We start from the raw sequence: 24,554 nt of genomic DNA on the forward strand, positions 1-24,554 counted from the left end.
CGCCAAAACGACGCCAGGCCGCAGGCTTCCCCGCGACGCTACCGGCGTCGCCCGGAGGACAGGGCGGCCCGCAGGTCCGCCGGGTCGATCTCCCAGCGGGCGACGGGCTCCCCGTCGACGAGCAGCACGGGGACCTGGGTGGTCCAGCCGTCGTGCTCGCGCTGGTCCATGACCCCCGCCCGCCGTTCCGCGTCGATGTCCCGGACGACCACCGCGGGCACCTGCTGCGAGACCACCTGGAACATCTGCTCGCACAGGTGGCACCCCGGGCGCGACAGCATCTCGACGCGCGGCGCCCGGGCTCGGCGCGGCAGGCGCATGGACCCTCCCTCCGGAGACGACGAGGCGCCCCGGTGGACGGGGCGCCTCGGTCGGGTCGTCGGCGGTGTCGCCGGACGTCCTACTTCTTGTTGCGACGCTGGTGACGCGTCTTGCGCAGCAGCTTGCGGTGCTTCTTCTTGGCCATCCGCTTGCGGCGCTTCTTGATCACAGAGCCCATGGGGCCATCCTTCTCGTCGTCGGTCCGGGTGGTGCAGCCGGCGGCCCGGTCCACGAGGACCTCGGGCGGCGCTGCACAGCCACGTCAGCGTAGCGCGAGGGGCGCCGGGCTCCCAAAAGCCGGGGTCACCCGGTGGTTGGCACGCCGGTGGCGACGGGCACGGACGGGGTCACGCGGTGCCGTGGTAGGACTCCTCCAGGTAGGCGTGCACCGCCTTCTCGGGCACCCGGAAGGAGCGACCGACGCGCACCGCGGGCAACTCGCCCGAGTGCACCAGCCGGTACACGGTCATCTTCGACACACGCATGACGGCAGCCACCTCGGCCACGGTCATGAACGTCATCTCAGCGAGCTGGCGCTCATCTGCCATAGGACGCATCCCGTCTCTCAAATATGTGCAGGCAGCGCGCGCGGCTTCCCCTCCGGCATGCTGCCTACCTCCGTTGTCGGGCTAACACTAGGGGCAGGAGTGCAGGTTGCGAAAGTCGTGACGACAAATATGTCCAGCGCGACACGCCGTGCGTGACCAAAGATGCAGGTGGGCGCCGTGTGTCTCCGTGGTGCTGGAGTGCGGACACGCCGTGCGACCGGCCCTCAGTCGAGGTAGGGGTCCAGCCCCCAGCCCGGAAAACAGGCCCGTCGGGTCGCCATGACGGCCAGGTCGACCGGGTCGTCGAGGTCGTGGCCGTCCTCCCACCGACCGACCCTGATCTCCCGGCCGCCCCGGTCCCCCATGCTCCGCGGGGCGTCCTGGCCGTAGACCTCCTCGACGTGGCGCCGCCAGGTCTCCGGGACGGGGGTGGTGGGGTCGACCGGCCGGCCCGTCACCACCCCGATGAGGTGGGTCCAGGCGCGGGGCACCACCTCGACCAGCTCGTACCCGCCGCCGCCGAGGGCGACCCAGCGGCCCTCCGTCAGGTCGTCGGCCAGGTCGCGGACCCAGCCGTAGGCGACCGCCAGCGCCTCCATCGACACGGCGAGGTGGGCCAGCGGGTCGGCGTAGTGGCAGTCGCACCCGTGCTGGCTCACGACGATCTGCGGGTCGAAGGCACGGGCGAGGGTGGGGACCACGGCCTGGTAGGCCCGCAGCCACCCCTCGTCCCCGGTGCCGGGGGGCAGGGCGATGTTGACCGCCGTGTCGGGAGCCCTGGGGCCGCCGGTGTCACCCGGGAAGCCGGTGCCCGGGAACAGCGCCCGGCCCGTCTCGTGGATCGACACCGTCATGACCCTCGGGTCGTTCCAGAAGCAGCGCTCGACGCCGTCGCCGTGGTGGACGTCGAGGTCGAGGTAGAGGACGCGTTCGGCGCCGGAGTCCAGCAGGTGCTGGATCCCGACGGCGATGTCGTTGTAGACGCAGAACCCGGAGGCGGCCTGGGGCATGGCGTGGTGCAGCCCGCCCGCGATGTTGCAGGCCCGGACCGTCTCGCCCGACCACACCCCCCGGCAGGCCTCGATCGTCGCCCCCACGGCCAGCGTGGAGGCGTCGTGCATCCCGGCGAAGGCCGGGGTGTCCTCGGTGCCCACGCCCTGCCGTCCCCGGGCGGCGGACGGGTCCGCGGACGCCTCCCGCACCACCTCGACGAGATCGCGGGTGTGCACCGTGAGCAGCTCGTCGTCCGTGGCGTGCCGGGCCGGCAGGAGCCGCACGTCGTCGTGGCCCAGCAGCCCGAGGTCCTGCGCCAGGCGGTGGGTCAGCAGCAGGCGGCTGGGATGCATCGGGTGCCCCAGGCCGAAGTCGTAGGCCGCGTAGCGCTCGTCCCACATCACCCACGACGACGTCATGGGCTCACGCTAGACCACGCGGGCCGCCGGTCAGAGCGAGGTGGGCACCCCGGCGGCGTCACCGAGCGGGTAGACCATCATCATCTCCTCGGACTCGGCATCCTCCTCGTCCACCCCGCGGATGCGCATGGGACGACGGTCGTCCGTCGGCCGGAAGCCGAAGCTCGAGGCGAAGGCGACGGCGCGCCCGTTGTCGGTCCCCACCCAGTAGACGAGCTGGCGCAGACCGATCTCGCGCCCCACCTTGGCGGCCTTCTCGAGCAGCCGCCGGGCCACCCCGCTGCCCCGGCGGGCCGGGGCGACCCACAGACCGAAGAGCTCCCCGGCGCCGGGGATGTTCGTCCGGTGCCCGGTGCCGACGCTGACGACGCCGACGACCTCGTCACCGTCGTGGGCCAGCACCCGGCGCGAGCGCTCCATCCGCTCCTGCCAGCGGGAGTCGGGGAACGCCTCCTCCTCCTCGGCCGAGGCGACGAAGGCCTCCGGGGACTCACGCAGGGCACGCAGCCTGACGTCCTTGTACGACGCCCACTCGTCAGGGCCCAGCACGCGTACGTGAATCTCGCTCATAGCTGCCTACTCTTTCACACGCGTCGCCCGGGCCCCGCCGTCACGGGTGAACACTCGGTGACACGGCACCGAGGCTCATTCCTCGCGCGGCGACAGCTCGTGCGACCTCCTCGCGGCCGCCTCCATGGCGGTCAGGAAGGCGGCCCTGACCTTGTGATCCTCGAGCGCCCGCAGGGCGGCGACACTGGTGCCACCCGGGCTGGAGACCTGTTCCCGGAGCACCGTCGGGTGCGTCCCGGTCTCCCGGATCATCGTGGCGGCACCATACAACGTCTGCACGACGAGCTCGGTCGACGTGTCGCGCGGGAGCCCGAGCAGGACCCCCGCCTCGATCATCGCCTCGACCACGTAGAAGATGTAGGAGGGTCCGCTGCCGCTGATCGCCGTCACGGCGTCCTGGTGCCCCTCGTCGAGCACGACGACCCGGCCGACGTGCTCCATCAGGGCGCGCGCCCGCTCCACCTGCTCCGGCGTGCAGTGCCGGCCCGGGCTCATGGCCGACATGCCCTGGTCCACGAGCGCCGGGGTGTTGGGCATGACCCGCACCACCGAGGTGCCCTCCGGCAGCCGGCGCTCGAGGAACTCGGTGGTGATGCCCGCGGCGATGGACACCACGAGGGCGTCCGGGCGCACCTGGTCACGGATCTCGGCGACCAGGGCCGCCATGTCCTGCGGCTTGACCGCCAGCACCACGACGTCGGCGGCCGCCGCCGCAGCCGCGGGCGCGTCGTGCCGGGTGCCGTGCTGGGCCGCGACCTGCTCGGCGCGGGCGGTGACGCGGTCGCTGAGGACGAGGTCGGCGGGGTCGTGACCGGAGCGGATGAGCGCCGCGGCGAGCGTGCTGCCCATGACGCCGGCTCCCAGGAGAGCGATCGGCACGGCGGTCAGCCCTTGGTCGCGAGGCTGCGCAGGAAGAAGGTCAAATTGGCCGGGCGCTCGGCCATCCGGCGCACGAGGTAGCCGTACCAGTCCTCGCCGTAGGGCAGGTACACCCGCATGCGGGACCCGGAACCGGCCAGCCGCAGCTGCTCGTCCGGGCGGATCCCCAGCAGCATCTGGAACTCGTAGCTGTCGGCGTCGCGCTGGGCCTTCGCGACGAGCACCGAGGCGATCTCGACCAGCCGCGGGTCGTGCGTGGCGATCATGGGGTACCCCTGCCCCTCGACGAGCACCTTGAGGCACCGGACGTAGGCCTTGTCGACGTCGTCCTTGTCCTGGAACGCGACCGACTCCGGCTGCTTGTAGGCGCCCTTGCACAGCCGGATGCGTGACCCCTCGTGGGCGAGGTCGCGGCAGTCCTGCTCGGTGCGGTGCAGGTATGCCTGCAGCGCGACGCCCACCCACGGCCAGTCCTGGCGCAGCTCGGCGAGGGCGGACAGGGTCGGGTCGGTGGTGGTGTGGTCCTCCATGTCGAGGGTGACCGTGGTGCCGGCGTTGGCCGCCGCCTGGCAGATGGCCCGGGCGTTGTCCAGCGCGATGGCGTGGCCGTCCCGGCCCAGGAACTGGCCCAGGGCCGAGAGCTTGAGGCTGACCTCCGCCGCCCCGCCCTGGGTCAGGCCGGCGTCGGACAGGGCTGCGATCAACCCGAGGTAGGCGTCCCGCGTGGCCTCGGCCTGCTCCGGGTCGGTCGTGTCCTCGCCGAGGTAGTCGATGGTCACCTGCCGGTGCGTGTCGACGAGCTCGCCCGTCACCCGCACGGCGTCGGGGGTGCTGTCACCGGCGACGAACCGCTTGACGACGTCCCGGCTCACCGGAGCCTGCTCGATCACCTGGCGCAGGGTCGTGTTGCGGCTGACGCCCAGCAGCGTCTGGCGCATCAGGGCGGACGGGTTGAGGTCAGCGAGCTCCATGGGCCCAGGCTACGCCTCACGGGGTGTGCCGTCGCAGGGTGAGCGAGGCGAGCGCGATCGAGCCCGCGGCGAAGGCGGCGAGCACCGCCAGGTCGGCGCCCAGCTCCGCGGCCGGCTCGACGGTGGTGGCCACCGCGCCCAGGGCGTCGACGGCGTAGGACAGAGGAATGACGGCCGAGAGGAGCTCGAGCGCGCGCGGCATCTGGTCGCGTGGCACGAACAGGCCGCAGAGGAGCAGCTGCGGCAGCACGAAGGCGGGCATGAACTGGACCGCCTGGAACTCGGTGCGGGCGAACGCGCTGGCGAGCAGGCCCAGGGTGGTGCCCAGCAGCCCGCTCGCGACGGCGACGACCACCAGCCAGACCACCGGCCCCTGCACCTCCAGGCCGCACACCCAGACGGCGAACGCGGTGGCCACCAGGGCCTGGAGGACCGCCATGGCGCCGAAGGCCAGGGCGTACCCGCCCAGGAAGTCGGTCCGCCCCAGCGGGGTGGACAGCAGACGTTCCAGCGTGCCGGAGGTCCGCTCGCCCAGCGTCGTCACGCTGGTCACGACGAACATCACGACCAGCGGGAAGAGCCCGAGCAGCTGGGCCCCGGAGCGGTCGAAGAGCGGGGCGTCCTGGCTCATCCACGCCAGCAGCCCCAGCAGGACGCAGGGGACCACGAGCATGAGCGCCAGCGTGCGCCGGTCGGCGCGCAGCTGGGCCAGCACGCGGCCGGCGGTCGCGGCGGTGCGGGTGGGGTTCATCGCCGGCTCCGGTGGGGTGCGCGCCCGGGCGCCGACGAGCCGGTCCGGCCGGCCGCCGCGTCGTCGACCAGATGGAGGAAGGCCCCCTCGGCGTCGTCGGCCCCGGTCCGGTCGAGCAGCGCCGGGAGGGTGTCGTCGGCGAGGATGCGGCCCTCCCGCAGCAGCACCAGCCGGTCGCACCGGGCGGCCTCGTCCATGACGTGGCTGCTGACGAGCACCGTGGTGCCGGAGGCGGCGAGCGTGGCGAAGAGCTGCCACAGGCTGCGGCGCAGCACCGGGTCCAGGCCCACCGTGGGCTCATCGAGCACGAGGAGGTCGGGGTGGCCCACGAGGGCGGCCGCGAGGGAGACCCGGGAGGCCTGGCCGCCGGAGAGGTCGGCCACCCGCTGGTCGACCTGCCCGCCCAGGTCGACCTGCCCGAGGACCTGGTCGACCCGCCCGCGGTCCGCCCCGACGAGGGTCGCGAAGTAGCGCAGGTTCTGGCCGACGGTGAGGTCGCGGTAGACGCTCGGGCTCTGGGTGACGTAGCCGACGCGGCGGCGCAGCCCGGGAGACCCGGCTGGTTCCCCGAGCACCTCGACCGTCCCCGAGACCCGCTCCTGCACCCCGACGACGGAGCGCATCAACGTCGACTTGCCGCCGCCGCTGGGCCCCAGCAGACCGACCACCTGCCCGACGGGGACGGCGAGGTCGATGTCGCGGAGGACCTCGTGCCGTCCGCGACGGACGCTGAGACCCTCCGCGCGCACCGCATATTTCATCATGTGATGAAACTACTCCCGCACCCACCACCCCGCAAGGGCCGCCGCGCCCGGACCGGTCTCAGCGGGGCAGCAGGTAGCCCTGGAGCACCGGTCCCACGCGCTGCACGAGGGTCTCCGGGTCCGCGTCGGCGACGCCCGGCAGCCGCACGACGTAGCGCCCCATCGCCAGCCCCATCGCCGCGGCGGCGGCGAGACCGGCCCGCAGGTCCCGCTCCTCCGGACCCAGCCCCGGTTCGAGCCCGGCGACCACCTGGCCGAAGATCTCCTGGGTGAGGAACTCGCGCACCGCCCGCGACACCTCCTCGCTGGTGACGATGCTGCGCAGCAGGGCCTCGAAGCTCGACCTGCGGGCCTCCCACACGCCCAGGAAGGTCCGTACCGCCCGCAGCCCCACCTCCTCGCGCGGCCCCTCCGTGACCTGCGACACCAGCGACGCCGGGCGCCCGGGCAGCGAGACCAGCACCACCGACTGCGCGAAGAGGTCGTCCTTGCCCTCGAAGTAGTGGTGCACCAGCGCCGGGTCCACCCCGGCCGCCCGCGCGACGGCGCGCAGGCTGGTCCCGGCATACCCGGTCCGCGCGAACTCGACCCGGGCCGCCTCCAGGATCGCCGCCCGGGTGTCCTCGCCCCGCCGCGGACCCCGTCGGGCCTCGACGCCCACGCCGGCTCAGCGCCCCGGGGCGCCCGGGAGGTCGTGCTGACCCAGGTGCTCGCGCGCGAAGGCGAGCGACTCCGCGAGCGCCGTCTCCCGCTCGGCCGTCTTCATCGTGCGCGTGCTCACCTCCAGGCTCACCACGCCCTGGAAGTCGGTCCGGACGAGGTGCTCCAGCACCTCCCGGCACCGCTGGTCACCGCGCCCGGGGACGAGGTGCTCGTCGCGGAAGGACCCGAAGGAGTCACCCAGGTGCACGTGCCGCACCCGGTCGCCCAGGTCGCGCACCATGTCGAGGGCGTCCTCCCCGGCCGTGGCGGCATGGCTGATGTCGAAGGTCACGTCGCTGTAGGGGTAGTCGCGGGGGTCGGGCCCGGGGAGGTAGGCCTGCATGGCCGAGCCTCCGGTGCGCCAGGGGAACATGTTCTCGACCGCGATGGGGATGCCCCAGCGCTCCTGCCGCTGCGCCACCCCCTCGACGAAGCCCTCGGCATACCCTCGCTGCCAGCGGAACGGGGGGTGGACGACCACGCACTGCGCCTGCACGTCGCGGGCGAGGTCGAGCGCGCGCTCGATCTTGCCCCAGGGCTCCCAGCCCCACAGCCGCTGCGCCAGCAGCAGGGTCGGCGCGTGGATCGCGCCGATCTGCAGCTCGTGCAGGGCGGCGAGCGCGCTGAGCGCCCCTGCCTCCTGCGTCACCGGGTCCGTCCACACCATGATCTCGACCCCGTCGTAACCGAGCCGTTCGGCGAGGTCGAAGGCGTAGGCGGCGTTCTCGGGGTAGACCGAGGAGGTCGACAGGTGGACCGGGATGGGGGTGCTCATCGGCCGAGCCCCACCGTGCGCGAGGAGTCGGGCGTCGGGTGGCCGCCGGGCCGGACGTCCACGACCAGCAGGTGGACCGTGCTCGATCCGACGTCGACGACACCCAGGCGCATGCGGGCCATGATGCCGCACCCACCCGGGACCGGCCCACAGGCGTGCGGCAGAACGCCGTCCGGGACGGCCCGCGGGCCGCGTCCCGGGCGCGGCGGGCCTGTCGGGACCGGCGCCTACCCTGGGGGGCGTGGCCAAGGCGAACAGGACGGCATACCGCTGCACGGAGTGCGGCTGGCAGGGCGTGAAGTGGGCGGGGCGGTGCCCGCAGTGCCAGGCGTGGGGCACCGTGTCCGAGAGCGGTGGGGCCGCCGCGGTCCGCACCAGCGCGGTGCGCCCCTCCCGGCCGGCCGTGCCCATCGCGACGGTGGATGCCGAGGCCGCCCAGGCGCGCCCGACCGGGGTCGGCGAGTTCGACCGCGTGCTGGGGGGTGGGCTCGTGCCGGGCGCGGTCGTGCTCATGGCGGGCGAGCCCGGCATCGGCAAGTCGACCCTGGCGCTGGACGTCGCCGCCCGCGCGGCCCGTGAGGGCCGGTCGGTGCTCTACGTCTCCGGGGAGGAGTCCGCCGCCCAGGTCAAGCTGCGGGCCGAGCGCATCGGTGCCGTGGCCGACACCCTCTACCTCGCCTCGGAGACCGACCTCGCGACGATCCTCGGACAGCTCGAGCAGACCGACCCCGACCTGCTCGTCGTCGACTCGGTGCAGACGGTGGCGAGCGCCGAGGTCGAGGGGGCGCCCGGCAACGTGGGACAGGTGCGCGAGGTGGCCTCGGCGCTCATCCAGGCGGCCAAGACCCGCCGGACCGCCGCCGTCCTCATCGGGCACGTCACCAAGGACGGCGGCATCGCCGGACCGCGCGTGCTGGAGCACCTCGTGGACGTCGTCGTGGCCTTCGAGGGCGAGCGGCACAGCCGGCTGCGCCTGGTGCGCGCGGTCAAGAACCGGTTCGGCCCCACCGACGAGGTGGGCTGCTTCGACCTCGGCGACTCCGGCATCTCGGGCCTCGCGGACCCCAGCAACCTCTTCCTGTCCAGCCGCGACCGCCCGGTGCCTGGCACCTGCGTGACGGTGACCCTCGAGGGCCGGCGGCCGCTGGTCGCGGAGGTGCAGGCCCTGGTCAGCGAGGCGGCCGCCGGGTCGGCCCGGCGGACGACGAGCGGGCTCGACCCGGCCCGGTTGGCGATGGTCCTCGCCGTGCTGGGGCAGCGTGGCGGGGTGCCGCTGGCCAAGGACGACTGCTACGCCGCGACCGTCGGCGGGGTGCGCCTGTCCGAGCCGGCCGCGGACCTGGCGCTGGCCCTGGCCCTCACCAGCGCCAAGGCCGACCTGGCGCTGCCGGTCGGCACGATCGCGGTGGGCGAGGTGGGCCTGTCCGGCGACCTGCGCCCGGTCACGGGTGCGCCGCGCCGGTTGGCCGAGGCCTCCCGGATCGGCTTCACCGAGGCGGTCATCCCGGTGGGCTCCCTCACCGAGGGCCGGCCACCGGCGGGGATGCGCGTGCACGAGGTCGCGACGCTGAGCGACGCCGTCGCGCTGGTCCTCGCGGCGGCGCAGGCGAGCACCCGGGCGACCGTCACGGCCGCACCGGGTCCCTGATCAAGAATCCATAACGGTCTGACCGGCTCGACGGAGCGACCCCTGCTGCCGCCTAGGATCGGCCCAGTGCCCCACCGGCACGCGAGCACCGCCGGCTGCGCAACAGGAGGGAGGTGGGCATGCCTGAGCGCAACGACGAGGCCCTGCTGCGCGCCACCCTGGGCGCGGTCGCGCCGGGCACCGACCTGCGTGACGGGTTGGAGCGCATCCTGCGCGGTCGGACGGGGGCGCTCATCGTCCTGGGCAGCGACCGGACGGTCGACTCCATCAGCACCGGAGGCTTCGAGCTCGACGTCGAGTTCTCCGCGACCCGGCTGCGCGAGCTGGCCAAGATGGACGGGGGCATCGTGCTGAGCCGGGACGGCACCCGCATCGTGCGGGCAGCCACCCAGCTGGCCCCGGACCGCACCATCGAGACCCGCGAGAGCGGCACCCGGCACCGCACCGCCGAGCGCACGGCCAAGCAGACCGGCTTCCCCGTCGTCTCGGTGAGCCAGTCCATGTCGCTCATCGCGCTCTACGTCGGCGACATCCGCCACGTCCTCGAGGACCGCAGCCAGCTGCAGGCGCAGGCCAACCAGGCGCTGCAGACGCTCGAGCGCTACCGCTCACGCCTCGACGAGGTGACCGGCACGCTGTCCGCGCTCGAGATCGAGGACCTCGTCACCGTGCGGGACCTCGCCTCGGTGCTGCAGCGGCTGGAGATGGTGCGCCGGATCAGCGCCGAGATCGAGCAGTACGTCGTCGAGCTGGGGGTGGACGGCCGGCTCATCGGTCTGCAGCTGGAGGAGATGACCGGCGGTGTCGAGCGCGAGCGCGGACTCGTCGTCCGCGACTACATCGGCGCCTCCGACGCGGGCCGGGACCCCGTGCAGGTGCAGGCGGCCCTCGGGGCGCTGGACAGCACCGAGCTGCTGGACCTCGCGGCCGTCGCCCGGTGCCTGGGCATCACGGTCGTGGGCGACGGCATGGACCACCAGCAGCTCAGCCCGTCCGGGTACCGCCTGCTGCACCGCATCCCCCGCCTCCCCGGAGCGATCGTGGACCGGCTGGTGGCGCACTTCGGCACCTTCCAGCAGCTGCTCTCGGCCGGCCTCGAGGACCTCATGGAGGTCGACGGCGTCGGCGAGGCCCGGGCGCGCGCGGTGCGCGAGGGGTTGTCGAGGCTCGCGGAGAGCTCGATCCTCGAGCGATACTCCTGACGTGCCGGCCCCCGAGGTCCTGCACGACCGTCTGCTGCCCTGGTATGCCGTGCACCGGCGCGACCTGCCCTGGCGGGACCAGGACCGCTCGCCGTGGGGGGTCCTCGTCTCCGAGGTCATGCTGCAGCAGACGCCGGTGTCGCGGGTCCTGCCCGTGTGGGAGCGATGGATGAGCAGGTGGCCGACCCCGTCGGCCCTGGCGGACGCGCCGACGGGCGACGCCGTGCGGGAGTGGGGCCGGCTGGGCTACCCGCGCCGCGCCCTGCGCCTGCACGCCGCCGCGACCGTCGTCCGCGACGCCCACGACGACGAGGTGCCCGCGGACGAGGCGGTCCTGCGCACCCTGCCGGGGGTCGGCGACTACACCGCGGCGGCCGTCGCCGCCTTCGCCTTCGGGCGGCGGGCGACCGTCGTCGACACCAACGTGCGGCGGGTGCAGGCCCGCTCGGTCACCGGACTCGCCCTGCCGGCCCCGGCCCTCACCCGGGCCGAGACCTCCCTCGCCGCCCGGTTGCTGCCCCAGGACGACGCGGTGGCCGCGAGGTGGAGCGTGGCGGTCATGGAGCTGGGCGCGCTCGTCTGCACGGCCCGGGCACCGCGGTGCACCGAGTGCCCGCTCGTCGACCTCTGCGCGTGGCGCGCGGCCGGCTCACCGGCCCCCAGCGGCCCGCCGCGTCGCGGCCAGCGCTGGACCGGCACGGACCGGCAGTGCCGGGGCACCCTCCTGCAGCTCCTGCGCGACTCCCCGGGGCCGGTCCCGGCCGAGCGGCTGCAGGCCGCCTGGCCCACGCCCGGGGCGGAGGAGCCGGAGGAGGCCGCGCGGCAGCGGGAGCGCTGCCTCGACGCGCTGGTCGCCGAGGGCCTGGTCGAGCCCCTGCCCGGCGCACGGTTCCGCCTGCCCGGTACCTGAGCGACGCCGTCGGTGCGGGTCGCGGACCGGCGTCGGGGGGCGCCGTCGATACGATGCCTGGCATGACGCTGCGCTGGGACACCTATGAGTCGGCCGAGCAGTGGCGCGCGCGCCTGCTGCAGACGCCGGGACGTCCGTCGATGTTCCAGACCCCGGAGTTCGCCCAGGTCAAGAGCCTGACCGGGTGGACACCGAGGTATGCCGACGTCGACGGCTTCCCCCTCACCGTGCACGAGCGCCGGGCGCCCGGTTTCGGGAAGGTCTGGTACCTCCCCAAGGGGCCCGGGGTGGCGTCCGTCCAGGGCCTGGCCGCGCTGCTCCCGGACCTGCGCACGGCGGCGCACGACGCGGGGGTCCTCCTCGTCAAGATCGAGCCCGAGCTGGTCGAGTCCCCGGAGACGCTGCAGGCGCTGGAGCGCCTGGGCCTGCGGCCCGCCGGACGCATCCAGACCAACAGGTCCACCGTCGTCGTCGACGTGACCGGCACGCCGGACGAACTCATGGCACGCCTGCCGTCCAAGACCCGCAACACCGTCCGCCGCGGCCTCAAGCAGGGTGTCGTCACGGAGGCCGCGCCGTCGCAGGAGTCGACCTACGAGCGCATGTGGGCGCTGTGGATGGAGGTGGTGCAGGACCAGGGCATCGCCCCGCGCTCCCACGAGTACCAGGTGGCGATGTGGCGCACGTTCTGCGAGGCCGGGCTCGGTCGCGTCTTCCTCGCCCAGCACGAGGCCCGGGACGTGGCCGGGGCCTTCGTCACCGTCGTCGGCGACGTCGCGTGCTACCGCGACGGTGCCAGCGTGCGCGAGCGCCCGGTCCGCGGCGCCAGCCACGCGCTGCAGTGGGAGGCGATGTGCTGGGCGCAGGAGCAGGGGGCGACCTCCTACGACATGGCGGGGACGCCGCACTCCTCGCGGGTCGACGACCGAAGCGACCCCTTCTTCGGCATCGGGGAGTTCAAGCGCAGCTTCAGCAAGGAGGTCACCGACTTCGTCGGCGCCTACGACCTCGTGCTCCGGCCGCGCCGGTATGCCGCCTGGCAGCGGGTGGGGCACCGGGTCACGGCCAAGGTGGTCTCCGGCGGCCGGCCGGGTGCGACCTTCTACTGAGGCTCAGAACCCGGTCGTCGAGGGGCGGGGGTAGAACCTCGCCAGCTTCTTGGCGTGGTTGAGCCGGTTGGCCATGACGTAGGCGCGCCGCCGCCAGTTGCCGCGTTCGTAGAGCAGGGGGTGGACGACCCCGCGCCGGGCGGCCCGCAGGACGCGTCGGCGCAGGGCGCGGTCGCGCACGTAGTAGGGGAGCACGGCCGGGCTGACGATGCTGTAGAGCACCTCGTCGGTGCCACGGACCGGCTCGCGCTCCACCCCGCGGACGAGGTCGTCCACGAACGCCCCGGCGAGGTCGGCTCCGGCCGCGGTGGCGTAGAAGCTGTTGCGCCCCATGCGCGGGTTGACCTCCATGTAGTAGATCGTCCCGGTGCGCGGGTCGCGCTTGGCGTCGATGTTGGCGAAGCCCCAGTAGTCGACCGCACCGAGGATGCGCTCGGCGGCGTCCATGAGCTCGGGCATGGGTGTGGTGATCATGGCGATGGGGCTGCCGATGGTGGTGGGTTCGTGCTCGCCCAACAGGACCTGCGCCGTCGCGACCGCGGTCAGCCGGCCGGTGCGGTCGACATACCCCACGATCGAGAGCTGGTGGGTGTCGTCGCCGGGGATGTGCTCCTGCACCAGGAAGTCCTGGCGCACCCCACCGTCGACCAGGACCGTGACGAGCTCCTCCCACTCCTGCGGCGTCTGCAGGAACCACACCTTCTGCGCACCGGGGAACGTGAGGTTCTCGAAGTGCGCGCTGTTGGCCGGTTTCGCCACGACGGGGTAGGTGACGTCGACCGGCTCGGGGGTCCAGCCGGGGCGGTCGGCCTCGCCGAAGCGCACGACGGTGGTCCTCGGGGTGGGCAGTCCCAGCCGCTCGCAGAGCTGCCCGAACTGCTGCTTGTCGGCGATCTGCTCGAGGGTCTGCGGCGACATCCGGGGGAAGGCGAAGACCTCCCCCAGCTCCTCGGCGTGCTGGGCGATGAGGTCGGTGTGCGAGTCGGAGTTGCAGCACAGCAGCAACGGCACGTCCGGCTCGCGCTCGCGGGCCGCCCGCCCCTCGGCCAGCAGCGTCGCGAGCAGCTCGGCCCGCCCGGTGTTCTGCCCCGCCTCCACGGAGCGCAGGATGCGCGAGTTCGCGATCGCCCCGGACCGGCCGCGCGAGACCAGCGTCGTCTCCACGCCGTAGCTCTCGTGCAGGGCCCGGGCGAGCCCGTAGGTGCCCGGGTCGGTACCGAGGAAGACGGGCCGGAAGGCCGGTCCCGGGGCAGGCGAAGGCACGGCGGTGGCGTCCGAGGGCATACCGCGCATGCTACGTCACCGGCTGCCGCCGGCCGGGGCGTAGCGGGGCGTCAGTTGACCCCGGTGACCCGCCCGTAGCCGGAGACCCCGCTGAAGATCGCGCGGTACTGCGTGGGGACGCCGGGCCGGCCGGTGTCGTACATCATGCCGTCGCCGGCGTAGATGCCCACGTGGTAGGCCGGCGAGCCGAAGAAGACGAGGTCACCCGGCTGCGGGTTGCTCACCGGCGTGGTGGCCGCCTGCTGCTGCGACGAGGTCCGCGGGATGGTCAGGCCCACCTCGGCGAACACGTACTTCGTGTAGCCGGAGCAGTCGAAGCCCTCCTGCGGGCTGTTGCCGCCGTACTTGTACGGCGTCCCGATGTACTGGGCCGCGGTGTTGAGGATGAGCTGGCGCAGCTGGCTGGGGGCCGGGGCCGGAGCAGGTGCCGGGGCTGGAGCGGGCGCTGCCCCACCGGGGTCGCTGGACGTGAGGACCGACTCGGCCATGTAGCGCGAGCCGGACATCTTCAGCCAGCCGTTGCTCGTGATCGTGCCGGTCACCTTGGTGCCGCGGGCCTGGCTGCCGACGATGGAGTAGGACGTGGACGGCCCCGACCGCACGTTGGCCAGGGAGGCGCTCACCCACCGGGTGACCTGGCCTGGCGAGGGGTCCGGCTGCTCGCCGCCGCCACCGCCCCCGCCACCGGGGTCGGTGCCGGTGAGGATGGTCCGGGAGATGTACTTGCCGCCACCGATGTTCAGCCAGCCGTTGCTCGTCCACGTGCCCTGGACGCGGGTGCCCTTGCGCATCGTCGTCACCACGGAGTGCCCGAGTCCGGGGCCGGAACGCACGTTGCCGATCGAGGCGTCCATCCACTGCGTCACCCGGGTCGGTGAGGGGTCCGGCTGCTCGCCGCCACCGCCACCTCCCCCGGGGTTGGTCCCGGTGAGGATGGTGCCGGAGATGTACTTGCCGCCGCCGATGTTCAGCCAGCCGTTGCTGGTCCAGGAACCCTCGACCTTGGTGCCCTTGCGCATGGTCGTCACCACCGGGTGACCCAGGCCGGGACCGGAGCGCACGTTGCCGACCGAGGCCTCCATCCACTGCGTCACGCCGCGGGGGGCCGGGTCCGGCCGCTCGCCGCCACCACCGCCGCCACCGACCCGCGTGAGGTTCCATGCGGCGACGAAGCGGTTCGGGGCGATCTTGAGCCAGTTGTTGGAGGTCAGCGTGCCGGTGAGCTCTGCGCCGCGACGGTATCCCCCGACGACGCCGTAGGAGGTCGACGGGCCGCTGCGCACGTTGACCCCCGCAGCGACGTCCACCCGCATGGTGACGGTGCTCGTCGGCGCCGGGGTGGGCAGGATGCGCGGCGTGGTCACCGGGGTGGTGGGCGTGCTGGGCAGCAGCGGCTGCTGCGGCAGCTGGGGGGTACCGGACGGGGCGGCCTGCGCGGCAGGCGCCAGGGTCACCACGGGTGCCGCCGCGGCGGTGACGGCGATCATGGCGCGGGACAGGCGGCGAGGGCTCAGGGTCATCGGGGATCCATACGTGTGGTGGGACAGGCAGGAGGCGTCCGTCGCCGGACGAAGGGGTGCTGCGGGACGACCCGCGTGCGGGCCGAGAGCAGTGAAACCCACCCGCGCAGGGCCGCGCAACCCCTCCGGAGCAGGTCGGAGTACGTTTGGCGGGGGCACCACAAGCGTGTAACTCGTGATGTTCGTCACACACTCTCAGCGTTTATGCAGGTCACCCCGGATATCACACTCGTGTAGTTCGCTGACCAGCACTTTTCTCGCTTTTCACACGTCTCACGGGCGTCTCTGCGGTCTCGTGACGCCTGTGACTCACGCGATGAGAAGTGGCCCCTGTGGGCGTGTCACGCCCCTCGCGGGCCCGGGGCACCCTCCCCGGCCGGAGCACCCGTAGAAGGGCCCCCAGGCACGCCAGAGGGCGGGGACGGGCATACCTGCCCCTCCCCGCCCTCAGCGGTGCTCTGCGCGCCTCAGCCGGCCTGTTCCTCCACCGGCACGGTGTCCGGCACCTCCGCGGGCTTCTCCTGGCCCTGGAAGGTGAAGACCTTGTCGCGGTTCTTGCCCTCGCCGACCGTGTCCTCCACGTCGACGATCACGATCTGACCGGTGCCGAGCTCGCCGAAGAGGATCTTCTCGGACAGCTGGTCCTCGATCTCGCGCTGGATCGCCCGGCGCAGCGGCCGCGCACCCAGCACGGGGTCGTACCCGCGCTTGGCGAGCAGCTCCTTGGCGGGGGAGGTGAGCTCGATCGCCATGTCCTTGTCCTTGAGCCGCTCGTCCAGCCGCGCGACCATGAGGTCGACGATCTGGATGATCTCGGCCTGGCTGAGCTGCGGGAAGACGATGGTGTCGTCCACCCGGTTGAGGAACTCCGGACGGAAGTGCTGCTTGAGCTCGTCCGTGACCTTGTTCTTCATCCGCTCGTAGGAGCTCTGGGTGTCCGGTCCGGCGGAGAAGCCGAGCGAGACGCCCTTGGCGATGTCCCGGGTGCCCAGGTTGGTGGTCATGATGATGACGGTGTTCTTGAAGTCGACCACCCGGCCCTGGGAGTCGGTCAGGCGACCGTCCTCCAGGATCTGCAGGAGGCTGTTGAAGATGTCCGGGTGCGCCTTCTCGATCTCGTCGAAGAGCACCACCGAGAACGGCTTGCGCCGGACCTTCTCGGTCAGCTGGCCGCCCTCCTCGTAGCCGACGTAGCCGGGGGGCGAGCCGAACATCCGCGAGACGGTGTGCTTCTCGGAGTACTCCGACATGTCCAGGGTGATGAGGCTGTCCTCGTCACCGAAGAGGAACTCGGCCAGCGTCTTGGCCAGCTCGGTCTTGCCGACACCCGTGGGCCCGGCGAAGATGAACGACCCACCGGGACGGCGCGGGTCCTTCAGACCGGCCCGCGTGCGGCGGATGGCCTGGGAGAGCGCCTTGATGGCGTCGTTCATGCCGATGATCCGCTTGTGCAGCTCGTCCTCCATGTTGAGCAGGCGGGAGGACTCCTCCTCGCTCAGCTTGAAGACCGGGATGCCGGTGGCGGCGGCGAGGACCTCGGCGATCAGCTCCTCGTCGACCTCGGCGACGACGTCCATGTCGCCGTTCTTCCACTCCTTCTCCCGCTCGGCGCGCGCCTGGGTGAGCTTGTGCTCCTCGTCGCGCAGCCGGGCCGCCTTCTCGAAGTCCTGGCCGTCGATGGCCGACTCCTTCTCGCGCTTGGCGTGCGCGATCTTGTCGTCGAACTCGCGCAGGTCCGGCGGCGCGGTCATCCGGCGGATGCGCAACCGCGCCCCGGCCTCGTCGATCAGGTCGATCGCCTTGTCCGGCAGGAAGCGGTCGTTGATGTAGCGGTCGGCCATCGTGGCGGCCCCCACGAGGGCGCCGTCGGTGATGGTCACCCGGTGGTGCGCCTCGTAGCGGTCCCGCAGCCCCTTGAGGATCTCGATGGCGTGCTTGAGCGTCGGCTCGGCGACCTGGATGGGCTGGAAGCGGCGCTCGAGGGCGGCGTCCTTCTCGATGTGCTTGCGGTACTCGTCCAGCGTCGTGGCGCCGATGGTCTGCAGCTCGCCCCGGGCCAGCATCGGCTTGAGGATGCTGGCGGCGTCGATGGCGCCCTCGGCGGCACCCGCCCCGACGAGGGTGTGGATCTCGTCGATGAACAGGATGATGTCGCCGCGGGTGCGGATCTCCTTGAGGACCTTCTTGAGCCGCTCCTCGAAGTCTCCGCGGTAGCGCGAGCCCGCGACCAGCGCGCCGAGGTCGAGGGTGTAGAGCTGCTTCTCCTTGAGCGTCTCCGGCACGTCGCCGCGGACGATGTCCTGGGCCAGGCCCTCGACGACGGCGGTCTTGCCGACGCCGGGCTCACCGATGAGCACCGGGTTGTTCTTGGTCCGGCGGGACAGGACCTGCATGACCCGCTCGATCTCGCTCTCCCGGCCGATGACCGGGTCGAGCTTGCCCTCCCGGGCGGCCTGGGTGAGGTTGCGGCCGAACTGGTCGAGCACGAGGGAGCCGGACTGCTGGCCCTCCTGCTGGCTGCCGGCGCCGACGCCCGCCGTGGCGGACTCCTTGCCCTGGTAGCCGGAGAGCAGGGTGATGACCTGCTGACGGACCCGGTTGAGGTCGGCGCCCAGCTTGACCAGCACCTGGGCCGCGACGCCCTCGCCCTCACGGATGAGGCCGAGCAGCAGGTGCTCGGTGCCGATGTAGTTGTGCCCCAGCTGCAGGCCCTCGCGCAGCGAGAGCTCGAGGACCTTCTTGGCGCGGGGCGTGAACGGGATGTGGCCGGTGGGGCTCTGCTGTCCCTGGCCGATGATCTCCTGCACCTGCTGGCGCACCGCGTCCAGCGAGATGTCCAGCGACTCCAGCGCCTTGGCTGCCACGCCCTCACCCTCGTGGATCAGGCCCAGCAGCAGGTGCTCGGTGCCGATGTAGTTGTGGTTGAGCATGCGCGCCTCTTCCTGCGCGAGCACCACCACACGTCGAGCCCGGTCGGTGAACCGTTCGAACATGCTCTTCTCCTCCACTGTGGGATACCTCCCACTCTACGTGCGTCTGGTCCGTGTCAACGTCCCCGTCCACCACCGATGTTCCGTGTTCGCCCCCGGCGCAATGGCCCGCGTCCCGCGCCGGTGCCCGGCGTACCGGCCGACGGGCACGCCGCGGCATACCGGTCGCATCGTGCGGGACGTGGGCTCGTGGTGCCCGTCCGATGGCACGGGGGTATGCCGTGCGTCCCGGGTTCCTCGCGGGGCCTCAGGGTCTCAGCGCAACCGGGCCGGCATGCCTGCGCGAGGTGTCGACCAGGTCGGCCTGCGCCCAGAGGCCGTGGGCCACCACCTGGTGCTGGCAGACGACATCGAGCCCCTCCTCGAGACAGATCGCCCGGAGGACGGACTCGAACGGGTTGGCGGCCCGCCCGTCGGCGAGCCGCGCCACGCGTCGCAGCTGACGCGACCCGTCCCCCCGGGCCTGGGCGGCGGCCGCCGCCAGCCGGGCGCGCCCGACCTGGCCGGAGCGAAGCGCCGAGTCGGCGACGGCGAGCGCCTCGTCGAAGGGCAGGTCCCGGGCGCAGTCCACGACGGTCCGCAACGGCGCCGTCACCCCGTCGGCGGCGTCCCCCGGCCCCAGGCGGCGCCACCGCACCACGGCCGTGCGCTGGTCCTGCGCGCAGACGTTGCGGTTGCGCGGCACGACCACCTCCGGCAGCTCGGGGTCGTTCTTGACGGCCCATCCGTGCTGCACGGCCGCCGAGCGGTGGGACAGGACGGCGCTCATCCTGTGCGCCTGCGCCGCGTGGGTCTCGAGCGAGGCGCGACGGTACCGTCCCCGCCGGCTGCGATGCAACCGCCCCTCCCGCACGGCGGGCGCGGCCCGACCCGGCTGCCCCCGGTTCGCCTGGTCACGACGGACGGGCACCACGCGGCATACGGCGCGCGTCGTGCAGGACGAGGACCCGTGGTGCCCGTCCGACGGCACGGGGGTAGGTCGCTCAGGACAGCACCGCGCAACCCTCGGCTCGGCTCAGCCCGCCTTCTTGGACTCCGAGTCCTTGGCCGAGGACTTCTTCGACGACGACCTGCTCCCCGAGGACTTGGGCTTGGACGACGACGTCCCTGCCGAGGACTTCTTCTTGGCCGAGGACGAGCCTGCTGAGGACTTCTTCGCCGAGGAGGTGCCGCCCGACGAGCTGCCGCCGGAGCCCTCGCCGCGGCCCGTCTTGGCCCGGTCCACCGAGCGCTGCAGCGCCGCCAGCAGGTCGACCACCTCGCCGCTGTCGGCCTCGTCCTCCTCGTCCGGGCTCTCGGTGACCTCTCCGCCGCTGATCTTCTTCTCCACCAGGGCGTCGACGGCCTCCTTGAAGTCGTCGACGTGGCCCTCGGGCTCGAAGTCGCCGGACATCGAGTCCACGAGCATCCGCGCCATCGCGACCTCGTCCTTCTTGGGCTCGCTCACCTCGTCGAGGTGATCGAGCTGCTCGGAGGTGCGGATCTCGTCGGGCCAGAGCAGGGTCTGCAGCACGATCGCCGCGTCGTCCTCCCGCACCCGCAGCACCGCCATGGTCATCCGGCTGCGGACCGAGACGGTGACGACGGCGACGCGGTCGGACTCGCGCAGGGCCTCGCGCAGGAGACCGTAGGCCTTGGCCCCCATGGCGTCGGGCTCGAGGTAGTAGGCCTTGTCGTAGAGGATCGGGTCGATCTGCTCGCGCGGCACGAACTGCTCGACCGAGATCTCCTTGCTGCTCCGGTTGGGCAGGCTCGCGAGGTCCTCGTCGGTGAGCACGACCGTCTTGCCGTCGTCGGTCTCGTAGGCCTTGGCGATGTCCTTGTAGGCCACCTCCTCGCCGTCGGCCTGCGCCACCCGCTTGTAGCGGATGCGGCTGCCGTCGCTGCGGCGGACCTGGTGGAAGCTCAGGTCGTGGTTCTCGGTGGCGGAGTACAGCCGCACGGGCACGTTGACCAGCCCGAACGAGACGGCGCCCTTCCAGATCGCTCTCACGCACCCCAGGATGGACCCATGCGCCCCATGCTCGCCACCCCGGGGGAGGTCCCGGCCCGGCCCCCCACCGGTCCGGCGTGGGTCCACGAGATCAAGTGGGACGGGATCCGGCTGCTGGCCGACGTCACCGGGGGCCGGCTGCGGCTGCTGACGCGGGGCGAGCGCGACATCGCGCACGCCTTCCCCGAGCTCGCCGGTCTGGGCAGGGTCGCCGACGACCTGCTGCTGGACGGCGAGGCGGTGTGCCTGGTCGAGGGCCGCCCCTCCTTCAGCCACGTCGTCGAGCGGGTCCACGTGGGCCGGGGCGCCGCCGCGGACCGCCTGGCCGCCGCCCGCCCCGCCACCTACGTCGCCTTCGACCTGCTGCGCCTGGACGGGCTCGACCTCACCTCCCTCCCCTGGTCGGCGCGCCGGGAGGCGCTGGAGCAGCTCGTCGAGGACGTGCCGGGGGTCCAGCTCTCCCCCGTCTACGACGACGGCGCGATGCTGCTCGCCGCCACCCGCGAGCAGCACCTGGAGGGGGTGGTGAGCAAGCGGCGGGACGCGGCATACCACCCGGGGCGGCGCAGCCCCACCTGGGTGAAGTTCCCGCACCGCGACCGGGTGTCGGTGGTCGTCGGCGGGTGGCGGCCCGAGACCGACCGCCCGGGACGCATCGGCGCCGTGCACGTCGGCCTGCCGCTGCGCGGCCCCGACGGTATGCCGCAGCTCGCCCCGGACGGGTCGCTGCGGCTGCGGTACCGGGGTCGGGTCGGCAGCGGGCTGGCCGGGCGCGCCGGCGAGCAGCTGCAGCGGCTCCTGGCCGGGGTGCCCGCCGGGGACTACCCCTTCGACGCCCCGATCCCTCCCGTCGAGGCGCGCGGCTCCACCTGGCTGCGACCGCAGGTGGTCGTCGACGTCGCCGCGCTGGGCGCGGACGGGACGGCCGGGCGGCTGCGGCAGCCGTCGTTCCAGGGCGTCCGCCCCGACCTGGCCGCGGCCGACCTGGCCGGGCCCGTCGAGGAGGCCCCATGAGCAGCCAGCAGGTCAGTGTCGCCGGGCGCACGCTGCGGGTGAGCAACCTGGACAAGGTGCTCTACCCCGCCACCGGGACCACCAAGGGGGAGGTGCTCACCTACTACGTCACCCACGCCGAGCAGATCCTGCCCGAGCTCGCGGACCGCCCGGTGACCCGCATCCGGTGGCCGGAGGGGGTGACCGGGGCCCACTTCTTCGAGAAGAACCTGCCCTCGGGGGCGCCGGACTGGCTGCCCCGGGTGACCCTGCCGACGCCCGGGTCCTCCCGGGGGCACACCCACCTCACCTTCCCGCTGGTGACCGACCTGGCCGTGCTGGTCTACCTCGTCAACCTCGGCAGCCTGGAGCTGCACGTCCCCCAGTGGCGGGTCGACGACGAGGGCGCCGCGCTGCCTCCGGACCGGCTGGTCGTCGACCTGGACCCCGGTCCCGGCGCCGGGCTTCAGGAGTGCTCGCGGGTGGCCCTGCTGGTGCGGGAGCGCCTGGAGGCCGTGGGCCTGGAGTCGCGGCCGGTGACGAGCGGCTCCAAGGGCATGCAGCTGTATGCCGGGCTCGAAGGGACCCGTGGCGCCGACGAGGTGAGTGCCGTCACCAAGGCCCTCGCCGAAAAGCTCGCCGAGGACCATCCGGACCTCGTGACCGCACGGATGAGCAAATCATTGCGCTCACACAAGGTCTTTCTGGACTGGAGCCAGAACAATGGCGCCAAGACCACCATCTGCCCGTGGTCGCTACGGGCCCGGGAACGACCTCAGGTCGCCCTGCCCCGGGAGTGGGCCGAGGTCGAGGACGCGGCCTCGGGCCACGCCGATCTCGAGCAGATCACGATGGACCAGGTCTAGGGGCACGGGAAAGAGCAGCGAGAAGGGGCTGGCACCCCCGGGGGGTGCCAGCCCTTTCTCCGGGCCTGCGACAGGTCAGTGGGCCGCCGCGTAGGCGTCCTGGAGCTCCTGCGAGACGCGGCCCCGGGAGCTGACCTTGTAGCCGTTCTCCCGGCCCCACTCGCGGACCTTCGCGAGCTCGTCGCTGCGACCTCCGGCAGCCGGGGCGGTGCCGCGCCGGCGGGTCTGGCGACGACCGCCGGCCCGACGGGCCTGGCCGATCCACGACGCGAAGTCCTCACGCAGCTTCGCGGCGTTCTCGTCGCTGAGGTCGATCTCGTAGTGGACCCCGTCCAAGGCGAACTCCACCGTCTGGTTCGCCTCCCCACCACTGAGGTCATCCACGAGGATGACCTGCACTCGCTGTGCCATTTCTTCTCCTTTGTGCCGAACGTGCGCCGCTACAGGTTGCGTCGCAGGAGAAGACTAGCGCCATTTCCTCTCAGCGCGAAAGTCAGCACATTTCATGGGGAATTCTTGAGAAATCCTGGCAATGCGGTCCGACGGGGAGGACCGTCAGGCGCGGTCGGCCGGGTCGGCGCCCTGCCCGGGGTCGGTCACCGCGCGACCCGGCCCGCCGCCGTCGCCCGGGTCCACGGCACGGTCGGCCTCGCGGTCCGCCGCACGCTGGGCCGCGCGCTCCCGGCGGTCGCCCTCCACCATGTGCTTCATGACGACGTAGAAGAGGTAGAGCAGCCCGGCCGAGGGAAGCAAGGCGGCCAGGATCATCCATCCCTCGTGCAGGATCTCGCCCATCAGGCCTCCGGCTTGAGGAAGGGGAAGAGGATGGTCTCGCGCACTCCGCTCCCGGTGAGCAGCATGAGCACCCGGTCGAGCCCCATACCGAGGCCCCCCATCGGCGGGGCGGCGTACTCCAGCGCCCGCAGGAAGTCCTCGTCCAGCTGCATGGCGTCGGCGTCGCCCCCGGCCGCGAGGAGGGACTGCTCGGTGAGCCGGGCCCGCTGGATCTCGGGGTCGACCAGCTCGGAGAAGGCGGTGCCCCGCTCGATCCCGCCGATGATGAGGTCCCAGGCCTCGACCAGCCCGGGCCGGTCGCGGTGCGGGCGGGCCAGCGGCTGGGCGATCGCCGGGTAGTCGCAGACGAAGGTCGGCTGCACGAGGGTCGGCTCCACGACGTCGCCGAAGATCTCCAGGGCGACCTTGTCGGCGCCCCAGCCGGGCTGGACCGGCACCTCGTGGACGGCCGCCAGCCGCCGCAGGTCGTCGACCGGCGTCTCGACGTCGACCCGCTCCCCCATCGCCGCGGACAGACCGTCGTAGAAGGACAGCCACTCCCACTCCGCGTCCAGGTCGATGGTCCCGGCCGCGCTCTGCACCTGCCGGCTGCCGATCTCGTCGGCGGCGGCCAGGATCATCCGCCGCATGAGGTCGGCCATGGAGAACTGATCGCCGTAGGACTGGTAGCACTCCAGCATCGTGAACTCCGGCGAGTGGGTGGAGTCGATGCCCTCGTTGCGGAAGATGCGCCCGATCTCGTAGACCCGCTCCACCCCGCCGACCACCGCCCGCTTGAGGTGCAGCTCCAGCGCGATGCGCAACGTCATCGGCAGGTCGAAGGCGTTGAGGTGGGTGTTGAAAGGCCGGGCGTTGGCGCCGCCGTGCAGGGCCTGCAGGACCGGCGTCTCGACCTCGACGTAGCCGTCGCCCTCGAGCACCCGGCGCACCGCCCGGGTCAGGGCCGCGCGCTTCAGCACCATCTGGCGGGCGTCCTCGCGCACCAGCAGGTCGACGTACCGCTGGCGCACGCGCTGCTCCTCGGAGAGCTCCTTGTGCAGCACCGGCAACGGCCGCAGGGCCTTGGAGGCCATGCGCCACGAGGTGGCCATGACCGACAGCTCCCCCCGGCGCGAGCTGATGACGCGGCCCTCGACGAAGACGTGGTCGCCCAGGTCCACCCACGCCTTCCACCGGTCCAGGGCCTCCTGGCCGACCTCGGCGAGGGACAGCATGGCCTGCAGGCGCGTGCCGTCGCCGGACTGCAGCGAGGCGAAGCAGAGCTTGCCGGTGTTGCGGACGAACATCACCCGGCCGGCGACACCGACCACGTCGTCGGTCTCCTCACCGGTCTCGAGGTGCGCCCAGCCCTCGCGCACCTGGGCGAGGGTGTGCGTGACCGGCACCTCGACGGGGTAGGGGTCGACCCCGGCGTCGAGCATGGCCTGACGCTTGCCCTGGCGGACCGCGATCTGCTCGGGCAGGTCGGTCTCGGGCACGCTCGGTCGGGTCGGCTCGCTCACCCTCCCAGGGTAGTCGGCGGCGGGCGTGCCCCCCGCACCGCGTCGAGCC

25 protein-coding genes and 1 pseudogene are annotated in these 24,554 nt (G+C 72.7%); 6 read left to right on the forward strand and 20 right to left on the reverse strand.

From position 1 onward, the window contains the following. Positions 1 to 38 precede the first annotated feature (38 nt). From Q0967_RS02745 to Q0967_RS02800, 12 genes and pseudogenes are all read right to left on the reverse strand, one after another. A complete protein-coding gene (locus tag Q0967_RS02745) occupies positions 39 to 320 on the reverse strand; it encodes a glutaredoxin family protein (protein ID WP_298749017.1) in 282 nt (93 codons plus the stop codon). Positions 321 to 400: 80 nt separating this feature from the next. Beyond that, positions 401 to 499 (reverse strand): 30S ribosomal protein bS22, encoded by a 99-nt coding sequence (locus Q0967_RS02750; protein WP_003792170.1) that lies wholly within the window; start codon positions 497 to 499, stop codon positions 401 to 403. A 169-nt stretch (positions 500 to 668) separates the two neighbouring features. Beyond that, on the reverse strand, positions 669 to 869 hold the full coding sequence (locus Q0967_RS02755) for a helix-turn-helix domain-containing protein (RefSeq protein ID WP_058892081.1): 201 nt from the start codon (positions 867 to 869) through the stop codon (positions 669 to 671). 224 nt (positions 870 to 1,093) lie between these two features. Further along, entirely contained in the window at positions 1,094 to 2,281 is a 1,188-nt protein-coding gene (locus Q0967_RS02760) for an acetoin utilization protein AcuC (protein WP_298749019.1), read from the reverse strand. A 30-nt stretch (positions 2,282 to 2,311) separates the two neighbouring features. Further along, entirely contained in the window at positions 2,312 to 2,851 is a 540-nt protein-coding gene (locus Q0967_RS02765; protein ID WP_298749020.1) for an N-acetyltransferase, read from the reverse strand. Positions 2,852 to 2,926: 75 nt separating this feature from the next. After that, on the reverse strand, positions 2,927 to 3,730 hold the full coding sequence (proC, locus tag Q0967_RS02770) for a pyrroline-5-carboxylate reductase (protein WP_298749021.1): 804 nt from the start codon (positions 3,728 to 3,730) through the stop codon (positions 2,927 to 2,929). 5 nt (positions 3,731 to 3,735) lie between these two features. After that, positions 3,736 to 4,701 (reverse strand): proline dehydrogenase family protein, encoded by a 966-nt coding sequence (locus Q0967_RS02775; protein ID WP_298749022.1) that lies wholly within the window; start codon positions 4,699 to 4,701, stop codon positions 3,736 to 3,738. 16 nt (positions 4,702 to 4,717) lie between these two features. After that, positions 4,718 to 5,452: an ABC transporter permease gene (locus Q0967_RS02780; protein WP_298749023.1), complete on the reverse strand. Its 735-nt coding sequence runs from the start codon at positions 5,450 to 5,452 to the stop codon at positions 4,718 to 4,720. Continuing rightward, a complete protein-coding gene (locus Q0967_RS02785; protein WP_298749024.1) occupies positions 5,449 to 6,216 on the reverse strand; it encodes an ABC transporter ATP-binding protein in 768 nt (255 codons plus the stop codon). Before Q0967_RS02785 ends, Q0967_RS02780 begins: the two co-directional genes overlap by 4 nt. A gap of 58 nt (positions 6,217 to 6,274) precedes the next feature. Then, a complete protein-coding gene (locus tag Q0967_RS02790) occupies positions 6,275 to 6,877 on the reverse strand; it encodes a TetR/AcrR family transcriptional regulator (RefSeq protein WP_298749025.1) in 603 nt (200 codons plus the stop codon). A gap of 6 nt (positions 6,878 to 6,883) precedes the next feature. Further along, positions 6,884 to 7,693, reverse strand: coding sequence for a sugar phosphate isomerase/epimerase (locus tag Q0967_RS02795; RefSeq protein WP_298749026.1), 810 nt, complete (start codon positions 7,691 to 7,693; stop codon positions 6,884 to 6,886). Between the two features lie 20 nt (positions 7,694 to 7,713). Continuing rightward, positions 7,714 to 7,806 (reverse strand): annotated as a pseudogene (locus Q0967_RS02800) (Ppx/GppA family phosphatase); the annotation flags it as partial. 128 nt (positions 7,807 to 7,934) lie between these two features. Here Q0967_RS02800 and radA point away from each other — a divergent pair. From radA to Q0967_RS02820, 4 genes are all read left to right on the forward strand, one after another. Then, complete coding sequence (radA, locus tag Q0967_RS02805; RefSeq protein WP_298749027.1) at positions 7,935 to 9,341, forward strand: DNA repair protein RadA; 1,407 nt, start codon at positions 7,935 to 7,937, stop codon at positions 9,339 to 9,341. 119 nt (positions 9,342 to 9,460) lie between these two features. Beyond that, complete coding sequence (gene disA / locus Q0967_RS02810; protein ID WP_298749028.1) at positions 9,461 to 10,543, forward strand: DNA integrity scanning diadenylate cyclase DisA; 1,083 nt, start codon at positions 9,461 to 9,463, stop codon at positions 10,541 to 10,543. A 1-nt stretch (position 10,544) separates the two neighbouring features. Then, complete coding sequence (locus Q0967_RS02815; RefSeq protein WP_298749029.1) at positions 10,545 to 11,453, forward strand: A/G-specific adenine glycosylase; 909 nt, start codon at positions 10,545 to 10,547, stop codon at positions 11,451 to 11,453. A gap of 62 nt (positions 11,454 to 11,515) precedes the next feature. Further along, positions 11,516 to 12,562, forward strand: a complete 1,047-nt coding sequence (locus Q0967_RS02820) for a peptidoglycan bridge formation glycyltransferase FemA/FemB family protein (protein ID WP_299448965.1) — start codon at positions 11,516 to 11,518, stop codon at positions 12,560 to 12,562. 3 nt (positions 12,563 to 12,565) lie between these two features. On the opposite strand, the gene Q0967_RS02825 is transcribed toward Q0967_RS02820, so the two are convergent. From Q0967_RS02825 to Q0967_RS02845, 5 genes are all read right to left on the reverse strand, one after another. After that, positions 12,566 to 13,846: a carboxylate--amine ligase gene (locus Q0967_RS02825; RefSeq protein WP_298749031.1), complete on the reverse strand. Its 1,281-nt coding sequence runs from the start codon at positions 13,844 to 13,846 to the stop codon at positions 12,566 to 12,568. A 50-nt stretch (positions 13,847 to 13,896) separates the two neighbouring features. Then, positions 13,897 to 15,366 (reverse strand): SH3 domain-containing protein, encoded by a 1,470-nt coding sequence (locus Q0967_RS02830; RefSeq protein ID WP_298749032.1) that lies wholly within the window; start codon positions 15,364 to 15,366, stop codon positions 13,897 to 13,899. Between the two features lie 467 nt (positions 15,367 to 15,833). Next, positions 15,834 to 18,359: an ATP-dependent Clp protease ATP-binding subunit gene (locus Q0967_RS02835; RefSeq protein ID WP_298749033.1), complete on the reverse strand. Its 2,526-nt coding sequence runs from the start codon at positions 18,357 to 18,359 to the stop codon at positions 15,834 to 15,836. Positions 18,360 to 18,603: 244 nt separating this feature from the next. Next, positions 18,604 to 19,125, reverse strand: a complete 522-nt coding sequence (locus Q0967_RS02840) for a hypothetical protein (RefSeq protein ID WP_298749034.1) — start codon at positions 19,123 to 19,125, stop codon at positions 18,604 to 18,606. Positions 19,126 to 19,371: 246 nt separating this feature from the next. After that, on the reverse strand, positions 19,372 to 20,349 hold the full coding sequence (locus Q0967_RS02845) for a Ku protein (RefSeq protein WP_298749035.1): 978 nt from the start codon (positions 20,347 to 20,349) through the stop codon (positions 19,372 to 19,374). 18 nt (positions 20,350 to 20,367) lie between these two features. Here Q0967_RS02845 and ligD (Q0967_RS02850) point away from each other — a divergent pair, with 18 nt between their 5' ends. After that, a complete protein-coding gene (ligD, locus tag Q0967_RS02850; RefSeq protein WP_298749036.1) occupies positions 20,368 to 21,363 on the forward strand; it encodes a non-homologous end-joining DNA ligase in 996 nt (331 codons plus the stop codon). After that, positions 21,360 to 22,208, forward strand: coding sequence for a non-homologous end-joining DNA ligase (gene ligD / locus Q0967_RS02855; RefSeq protein WP_298749037.1), 849 nt, complete (start codon positions 21,360 to 21,362; stop codon positions 22,206 to 22,208). Before ligD (Q0967_RS02850) ends, ligD (Q0967_RS02855) begins: the two co-directional genes overlap by 4 nt. A gap of 75 nt (positions 22,209 to 22,283) precedes the next feature. On the opposite strand, the gene Q0967_RS02860 is transcribed toward ligD (Q0967_RS02855), so the two are convergent. The 3 genes from Q0967_RS02860 to lysS all read right to left on the reverse strand — a co-directional run bounded on the left by Q0967_RS02860 (position 22,284) and on the right by lysS (position 24,505). Beyond that, on the reverse strand, positions 22,284 to 22,619 hold the full coding sequence (locus Q0967_RS02860; RefSeq protein ID WP_298749038.1) for an Lsr2 family protein: 336 nt from the start codon (positions 22,617 to 22,619) through the stop codon (positions 22,284 to 22,286). 144 nt (positions 22,620 to 22,763) lie between these two features. Further along, complete coding sequence (locus Q0967_RS02865; protein WP_298749040.1) at positions 22,764 to 23,003, reverse strand: hypothetical protein; 240 nt, start codon at positions 23,001 to 23,003, stop codon at positions 22,764 to 22,766. Further along, on the reverse strand, positions 23,003 to 24,505 hold the full coding sequence (gene lysS / locus Q0967_RS02870) for a lysine--tRNA ligase (RefSeq protein WP_298749041.1): 1,503 nt from the start codon (positions 24,503 to 24,505) through the stop codon (positions 23,003 to 23,005). Before lysS ends, Q0967_RS02865 begins: the two co-directional genes overlap by 1 nt. Between the last annotated feature and the right edge of the window lie 49 nt (positions 24,506 to 24,554).

This window comes from uncultured Serinicoccus sp. (assembly GCF_947500995.1).
Classification (GTDB): domain Bacteria; phylum Actinomycetota; class Actinomycetes; order Actinomycetales; family Dermatophilaceae; genus Ornithinicoccus.